Here is a 7,557-nt window from a genome sequence, read left to right as displayed (position 1 = left end):
GACCCTGTGGGAGAGTAGGACGCCGCCGAACAATCATTGTGGGAAAGCCCCGCACCAACCCGTCACGGGTTCGGTGCGGGGCTTTTCTGCGTTCCGGAGCAGGTGTGGGGTCTCCTGTAGGGTCAGGGGGCCATCGAACGACCATTTTCTACAGTCACAGTGGAGGCCCCCGGGTGGAGGTCCAGGAGACTCGGGTTCAGACGGACCGAATTTTCACCTTTCCGAACATCCTGAGCATGGCTCGCCTGGCCGGCGTGCCCCTGTTCTTGTGGCTGATCCTGGCCGAGCACGACGGATGGGCCCTGGCCGTCCTCATGCTCAGCGGCATCAGCGACTACCTCGACGGGAAGCTCGCGCGGCGTTGGAATCAGATCAGCAACCTCGGCCGGCTGCTGGACCCGGCCGCTGACCGGCTGTACATCCTGTCGACGCTGTTCGGTCTCACCTATCGCGAGATCCTGCCCCTGTGGCTCACCGGAGCCCTGCTCGCCCGTGAGCTGATGCTGCTGGTCATGGTGTGGATCCTGCGTCGCCACGGCTATCCGCCGCCGCAGGTCAACTTTCTCGGCAAGGCCGCGACCTTCAACCTGATGTACGCCTTCCCCTTGCTGCTCCTCAGTGACGGCACGGGTTGGTTGGCCTGGACGGGGGCAGTTCTCGGATGGGCGTTCGCCGGATGGGGTACAACCCTCTATTGGTGGGCAGGAATCCTTTACGTGGTTCAAGTCCGCCGTCTCGTGAAGGCGGACGCCACGGCCGATTGAGCCTCGTCGGGCGCCGGATGACGCGTAGGCGGAGCCGCAGTCCAAGACGGGTGACGTCGGCGAGAACGTCATCTCTCTAGGAGGACTCTTCCGACATGAAGGCCGTCGTGATGGCCGGTGGCGAAGGTACGCGACTTCGCCCCATGACCTCGAGCATGCCCAAGCCGCTCCTGCCGGTGGCCAACAGGCCGATCATGGAGCACGTACTCAGGCTGCTCAAGCGGCACGGTCTCAACGAGACCGTGGTCACCGTGCAGTTCCTGGCGTCGCTCGTCAAGAACTACTTCGGTGACGGCGAGGAGCTCGGAATGGAGCTCACCTATGCCAACGAGGAGAAGCCACTCGGGACCGCCGGCAGCGTGAAGAACGCCGAGGAGGCACTGAAGGACGACACGTTCCTCGTCATCTCCGGCGACGCGCTCACCGACTTCGACCTCACCGATCTGATCAGGTTCCACAAGGAGAAGGGTGGCCTCGTCACGGTCTGCCTGACCCGCGTACCCAACCCCCTCGAATTCGGCATCACCATCGTGGACGAGGCGGGCAAGGTCGAGCGTTTCCTGGAGAAGCCGACCTGGGGCCAGGTGTTCTCGGACACCATCAACACCGGCATCTACGTGATGGAGCCGGAGATCTTCGACTACGTCGACGCGGACGTCTCGGTGGACTGGTCCGGCGACGTCTTCCCGCAGCTGATGAAGGAAGGCCGGCCGATCTACGGCTATGTGGCCGAGGGCTACTGGGAGGACGTCGGCACGCACGAGAGCTACGTCAAGGCGCAGGCCGACGTGCTGGAGGGCAAGGTCCAGGTCGACATGGACGGCTTCGAGATCTCACCCGGCGTGTGGATCGCCGAGGGGGCCGAGGTCAGCCGTGACGCGGTGCTGCGCGGACCCCTGTACATCGGGGACTACGCCAAGGTCGAGGCCGGGGCCGAGATCCGCGAGCACACCGTCGTCGGGTCGAACGTCGTCGTCAAGAGCGGGGCCTTCCTGCACAAGGCGGTCGTCCACGACAACGTGTACATCGGACCCCACAGCAACCTGCGCGGTTGTGTGATCGGCAAGAACACCGACATCATGCGGGCCGCGCGGATCGAGGACGGGGCCGTCATCGGGGACGAGTGCCTCGTCGGGGAGGAGTCGATCGTCCAGGGGAACGTCCGCGTCTACCCCTTCAAGACGATCGAGGCCGGCGCCTTCGTCAGCACCTCGGTGATCTGGGAGTCCCGCGGGCAGGCACACCTGTTCGGTGCGCGGGGAGTCTCCGGCATCCTGAACGTGGAGATCACCCCCGAACTGGTGGTCCGGCTCGCCGGGGCCTACGCGACGACCCTGAAGAAGGGTGCGATCGTCACGACGGCCCGCGACCACTCGCGTGGCGCCAGAGCACTCAAGAGGGCCGTGATCTCGGCGCTCCAGGCGAGCGCCATCAACGTACGGGACCTGGAGAACGTGCCGCTTCCCGTCGCGCGGCAGCAGACCGCGCGGGGCAGCGCCGGCGGGATCATGCTGCGGACCTCGCCCGGCGTGCCGGACTCCGTGGACATCATGTTCCTGGACGAGCGGGGGGCGGACCTCTCGCAGGCGCAGCAGCGCAAGCTGGACCGCGTGTACGCGCGCCAGGAGTACCGGCGTGCCTTCCCCGGCGAGATCGGTGACCTGCAGTTCCCGTCGAGCGTCTTCGACTCGTACACGGGCTCGCTGCTGCGGCGCGTGGACATCACCGGAATCGGGGACGCCGGGCTCAAGGTCGTCGTCGACGCCTCCAACGGCAGTGCCGGACTGGTCCTGCCCAGCCTGCTGGGCCGGCTCGGGGTGGACGCCCTGACGATCAACCCCGGTCTCGACGAGTCCAGGCCGACGGAGAGCGTGGAGTCCCGCCGGGCCGGGCTGGTACGGCTGGGGGAGATCGTGGCCTCGGCGCGGGCCGCGTTCGGTGTCCGTTTCGACCCCGTGGGCGAGCGGATCTCGCTCGTGGACGAGCGCGGCCGGATCATCGAGGACGACCGGGCCCTGCTGGTGATGCTCGACCTGGTGGCCGCGGAGAAGCGCAGCGGCAAGGTCGCGCTGCCGGTGACCACGACGCGCGTCGCCGAGCAGGTGGCCGCGTACCACGGCACGCAGGTGGAGTGGACGACGACCTCGCCCGACGACCTGACCCGGGTGGGCCGGGCGGAGGACACGATCTTCGGTGGCGACGGCCGGGGCGGGTTCATCGTCCCGGAGTTCAGCAGTGTCTTCGACGGCTCGGCGGCCTTCGTGCAGCTGCTCGGCCTGGTGGCGCGCACCCAGCTCACGCTGAGCCAGATCGACGCCCGGATCCCGCGGGCGCACGTGCTCAAGCGGGACGTGCCGACGCCGTGGGCGGTCAAGGGCCTCGTCATGCGGCGGGTCGTGGAGGCGGCCGGCGACCGCCAGGTGGACACCACCGACGGGGTCCGGGTGGTCGAGGCCGACGGCCGGTGGGCGCTGGTCCTGCCGGACCCGGCGGAAGCGGTCACCCATCTGTGGGCCGAAGGCCCCGACGACACCTCGGCGCAGGCCCTGCTCGACGAGTGGGCGGCGGTCGTGGACGGCGCGGGGCGCTGAGCGCGGGGCCCTGAGGGCGGTCGCTGAGGCGACCAGGACGGCGGCCCGGTGGGGCGGCCGCGGGATACGTGCCGCGGTCGTCCCACCGAGCCGTCCCACCGTGCGGGCGCATTCGGTGAGTACGGGGCCGACATGCGACGATGAGCGGCATGTCGCAGCCGCCCCACCACCGGAGTTCGGCGCAGCCGCGCCCGCGCCCGGACGCTTCCATGTCGCTGCTGACGGACGCGATGGACCACAGCCTCGACGAGGGGTACGCGGAGGCCGCGGCCCGGCGCGAGGCGGCGGGCACGGCCGGACTGCCGCGCACCCTCAAGGCCAAGCTGGCGCTCGCCGCCGGGCTCGTGCTCGCGGCCATGGTCGTGACCCTGGGCGCCGCCGAGGCGCGGATCGCCGCGCCGGTGCTGGCCAAGGAGCGCGAGGAGCTGATCGACCGGGTGGACCGGGCGGACGAGCGGGCGGACGGCCTGGAGCGGAGCATCGAAGGGCTTCGTAGGGACGTGGTCGAGCGGCAGCGGGCCGCGCTCAAGCACCCCGGCGGGGGCCAGGGCGAACTGGTGGCGCTGCTGTCCGGTGCCACGGAGGTGAGCGGTCCCGGGATCAAGCTGGTGGTGGACGACGCGAAGGGTGCCTCCTCCGGTGGCGGCGGACCGCGGGAGAGCGCCGGTTTCTCGGACACCGGGCGGCTCCGCGACCGCGATATGCAGAAGATCGTCAACGGGCTGTGGCAGTCCGGCGCGGAGGCCGTGTCGATCAACGGGCAGCGTCTGACGGCGCTGTCGGCGATCCGGGCCGCGGGTGACGCGATACTGGTCGACAACAGGCCGCTCGTGCCGCCGTACGAAGTGCTGGCGGTGGGGGACAAGAAGCGGCTCGGCACGGCCTTCCAGGACTCGGCCGACGGCCAGTACCTGCACGTGCTGCAGGAGAACTACGGGATCCGCTACACCCTGTCCGCGGCGGACGAGGTGCGCCTTCCGGCCGCGTCGAGCCTGACCGTGCGCACGGCTACAGCAGAAGAGCAGCAGAAGGGTGCATCGTGATCGCGGTACTGGGCCTCGTGGCCGGAGTGGTGGCCGGACTTCTGGTCCGGCCCGAGGTGCCGGCCGTGGTGGAGCCTTATCTGCCGATCGCCGTGGTGGCGGCGCTGGACGCGGTGTTCGGAGGCTTGCGCGCGATGCTGGACGGCATCTTCGACGACAAGGTCTTCGTGGTGTCGTTCCTGTCGAACGTGGTCGTGGCCGCGCTGATCGTCTTCCTCGGTGACAAGCTGGGCGTCGGCTCGCAGCTGTCCACGGGCGTGGTCGTGGTCCTCGGCATCCGGATCTTCTCCAACGCCGCGGCCATCCGCCGGCACGTCTTCCGGGCGTGAGGCCGATGGGTACGAACGAGAACCCGCCCGAGGAACCGGGCGGAGCGGCGCTGCCGCCGGCGGGAACGCCCGGGCGTCCGCAACCGCCGGCGCAGCCGGAGAACGTCGCGCAGCCGGAAGGGCTCCCGCAGCCGCAGGAGCCCGTGCAGCCGCAGGAACCCCCGCAGCCGCAGGAACCCCCGCAGCCGCAGGAACCCCCGCAGCCACAGGAGCCCGTGCAGCCGCAGGAGCCCGCTCGGACGGGCCGCCAGCGGCTCGCCGCCGGGCTGTGGCCGCCGAGGGTGAGCCGGGCGCAACTGATCGTCGCGCTGCTGCTGTTCGTCCTCGGCCTGGGGCTGGCCATCCAGGTGCGGTCCACCAGCGATTCCAGCGCGCTGCGCGGAGCCCGCCAGGAGGACCTCGTACGGATCCTCGACGAGCTGGACGGGCGCACCCAGCGCCTGGAGGACGAGAAGCAGCGGCTGGAGGACCAGCGCAGAGAGCTGGAGAACAGCTCCAACCAGGCCGAGGAGGCCCGCAAGCAGACCGTGGAGAAGGAGCGTCAACTCGGCATCCTGGCGGGTACGGTGGCAGCTCAGGGGCCGGGCATCACGCTCAGGATCAGCGATCCCACGGGCCAGGTGGAGCCGGACCAGTTGCTGGACACGCTCCAGGAGCTGAGGGCTGCCGGGGCCGAGGCGATCCAGATCAACGGGGTGCGCGTGGTGGCGGGCTCGTACTTCTCGGACGAGGACGGCGGGGTCGGGATCGACGGTAAGAAGATCACACAGCCCTACGAGTTCAAGGTGATCGGCAAGCCCCAGGATCTGGAGCCGGCGCTCAACATCCCCGGCGGCGTCGTGCAGACGCTGGAGAAGGAGCAGGCCACCGTCGCCGTCACGCGGTCGGCGAAGATCGTTGTGGACGCCTTGCGGGCAGCGAAGCAGCCTGACTACGCTCGGTCGTCGTCGTCGTGAAGCGGAGTGAGGAGCGGGCCGGTTCACGCGGGCGGATGCCTGCGGGGGGTCGGCGCACCGAAGTCGCGGTGTGTGGTGGAAACTGTCTGGTGGTTACGGACGTTGTGAGTATGTCCGGGTCGGCAGGTTGTGCATTCGGAGTTCGTCCTGCCCCACGGGCGGGTCTGTTTCGGTCAAGGGGAATCGCCCGTGAAGTTGTTTGAGAAGTTGTTCGGCAAGAAGAACCGCGAGGAGAGCGGCCCGGCGCGCCATCGCGCCGGGCACGGTGACGCGCAGGGGCAGGGCGACCGGCCGCTCTTCCGGGACGAGGTTGCCGGGGCGGGTGACATGGCGGGCGCCCACGGCGCGTCGGCTGTTGACCCTGCCGGTACCGGGCGCATAGGTTTTGGTGAACCATCAACCTCAAGTGCGGGTGGAGGGTTTGACCCCGACCCGTATGCCACCAACGCCTCCGCGGGGCAGCCGCGGCGCGAGGAGCCGTCCATGTCGGCCGAGCAGATTTGCAGCAGGTGCGGACACCGCAGCGATGCGGCCAGTCGGTTCTGCTCCAACTGCGGGGCGCCGCTGCGGCCGGGCCTGACGCCGGAGCGTGCCTCGGAGACCACGTCCACCATCTCGATCTCGGGCCTGGAAGCCTACGAGGCCGAGGTGTCGGGACAGCAGCACGTGTCGTCCTCGTTGTCCCCCGAGGCCCAGGCCGCGGTGGAAGCGCTGCCGCCCGGTTCCGCCCTGCTCATCGTGCGGCGCGGCCCCAACTCCGGCAGCCGTTTCCTGCTGGACGGTGAGCTGACCACGGCCGGCCGGCATCCGCAGAGCGACATCTTCCTGGACGACGTCACCGTCTCCCGGCGCCATGTCGAATTCCGCAGGAGCCAGGACGGCGGGTTCACCGTCGGTGACGTCGGCAGCCTCAACGGCACGTACGTGAACCGGGAACCGATCGACTCCGTCGCCCTGCACAACGGCGACGAGGTGCAGATCGGAAAGTACCGGATGGTCTTCTACGCGAGCCTGCGGGGCGTCTGACCTTCCTCCGGGCTCCGTCCGGGGGAATATCCCCAAGGAAGGTCCCATGCTGCGTACCCCGACCGGCGGTGCCCCGAAGAGCGGCACCGCCGGGACCACCGGCCCGGCCGGGCGGCTGGTGAGCATCGGAACGGTGCTCACCACGCTGCGTGACGAGTTCCCCGAGGTGACCATCTCCAAGATTCGCTTCCTGGAGGCCGAAGGGCTCGTGGAGCCCAGACGCACACCTTCCGGATACCGCAAGTTCAGCACCGACGACGTGGAGCGGCTGGCCCGCATCCTGCGGCTGCAGCGTGACCACTACCTGCCCTTGAAGGTGATCCGGGAGCAGCTGGACGCGCTCGCCCGGGGCGAGCAGATCCGTATCCCGGCGCCCTCGGCGCACCGGGACTCCGGCGGCGAAGTGGTGGACCCGGACGGCCCCGAGGCCGTCTACGGCGAGGTGGGCCGGGAGCGCCCCGCGGTGGCGCGGGTCGGCCGGGCCGAGCTGATCGCCGCCGCCGGTGCGGACGAGGTCCAGCTGGTCGAGTGGGAGTCCTACGGCCTGCTCGCGGAACTCCCCGGCGGCGGGTTCGACGCCGAGGCCGTCACGGTGGCCCGGCTGGTGGCCGACCTGGGGCGGTTCGGTCTGGAGCCGCGGCACCTGCGGGCGATGAAGGCCGCCGCGGACCGTGAGGCGGGGCTGATCGAGCAGGTCGTGGCACCGCTGCGGCGACACCGCAACCCGCAGACCCGGGCGCACGCGGAAGCCACCACCAGGGAGCTCTCGGGGCTCTCCGTACGGCTGCACGAAGCGCTGGTGCGGACGGCTCTCGCGGTGCGTTCGCACTGACCGCGCTGGTCGGAGT

General features: G+C 69.8%; 7 protein-coding genes. All 7 read left to right on the top strand.

Annotated elements, in window-relative coordinates; genetic code table 11:
• The first annotated feature begins 173 nt into the window (after positions 1 to 173).
• Positions 174 to 764, top strand: coding sequence for a CDP-alcohol phosphatidyltransferase family protein (locus ACWFQ8_RS26615; RefSeq protein ID WP_453788806.1), 591 nt, complete (start codon positions 174 to 176; stop codon positions 762 to 764).
• A gap of 95 nt (positions 765 to 859) precedes the next feature.
• Entirely contained in the window at positions 860 to 3,355 is a 2,496-nt protein-coding gene (locus ACWFQ8_RS26610; RefSeq protein ID WP_453788805.1) for a sugar phosphate nucleotidyltransferase, read from the top strand.
• 140 nt (positions 3,356 to 3,495) lie between these two features.
• On the top strand, positions 3,496 to 4,398 hold the full coding sequence (locus ACWFQ8_RS26605) for a DUF881 domain-containing protein (protein ID WP_453788804.1): 903 nt from the start codon (positions 3,496 to 3,498) through the stop codon (positions 4,396 to 4,398).
• The gene (locus ACWFQ8_RS26600) at positions 4,395 to 4,727 is read left to right on the top strand and encodes a small basic family protein (protein ID WP_384544210.1); all 333 of its coding nucleotides are present in this window, start codon (positions 4,395 to 4,397) and stop codon (positions 4,725 to 4,727) included. The genes ACWFQ8_RS26605 and ACWFQ8_RS26600 overlap by 4 nt, the downstream gene beginning before the upstream one ends.
• A 5-nt stretch (positions 4,728 to 4,732) precedes the next feature.
• Positions 4,733 to 5,683 (top strand): DUF881 domain-containing protein, encoded by a 951-nt coding sequence (locus ACWFQ8_RS26595; RefSeq protein ID WP_453788803.1) that lies wholly within the window; start codon positions 4,733 to 4,735, stop codon positions 5,681 to 5,683.
• Positions 5,684 to 6,166: 483 nt separating this feature from the next.
• Positions 6,167 to 6,709 carry an FHA domain-containing protein gene (locus ACWFQ8_RS26590; RefSeq protein WP_453788802.1) on the top strand — a complete coding sequence of 181 codons (543 nt, stop codon included), beginning with the start codon at positions 6,167 to 6,169 and terminating at the stop codon, positions 6,707 to 6,709.
• A 46-nt stretch (positions 6,710 to 6,755) separates the two neighbouring features.
• A complete protein-coding gene (gene ftsR, locus ACWFQ8_RS26585) occupies positions 6,756 to 7,541 on the top strand; it encodes a transcriptional regulator FtsR (protein ID WP_453788801.1) in 786 nt (261 codons plus the stop codon).
• Positions 7,542 to 7,557 lie beyond the last annotated feature (16 nt).

It is taken from the genome of Streptomyces sp. NPDC055254 (genome assembly GCF_053606025.1).
Note: the sequence above shows the minus strand (reverse complement) of the source record. Positions and strands in the feature narration are given on the sequence as shown.

Bases quoted from the DNA above. Each gene is read 5' to 3' on its own strand.
- ftsR (WP_453788801.1), top strand. From the start codon at position 6,756: ATGCTGCGTACCCCGACCGGCGGTGCCCCGAAGAGCGGCACCGCCGGG.
- ACWFQ8_RS26590 (WP_453788802.1), top strand. From the start codon at position 6,167: ATGTCGGCCGAGCAGATTTGCAGCAGGTGCGGACACCGCAGCGATGCG.
- ACWFQ8_RS26610 (WP_453788805.1), top strand. From the start codon at position 860: ATGAAGGCCGTCGTGATGGCCGGTGGCGAAGGTACGCGACTTCGCCCC.
- ACWFQ8_RS26605 (WP_453788804.1), top strand. From the start codon at position 3,496: ATGAGCGGCATGTCGCAGCCGCCCCACCACCGGAGTTCGGCGCAGCCG.
- ACWFQ8_RS26595 (WP_453788803.1), top strand. From the start codon at position 4,733: ATGGGTACGAACGAGAACCCGCCCGAGGAACCGGGCGGAGCGGCGCTG.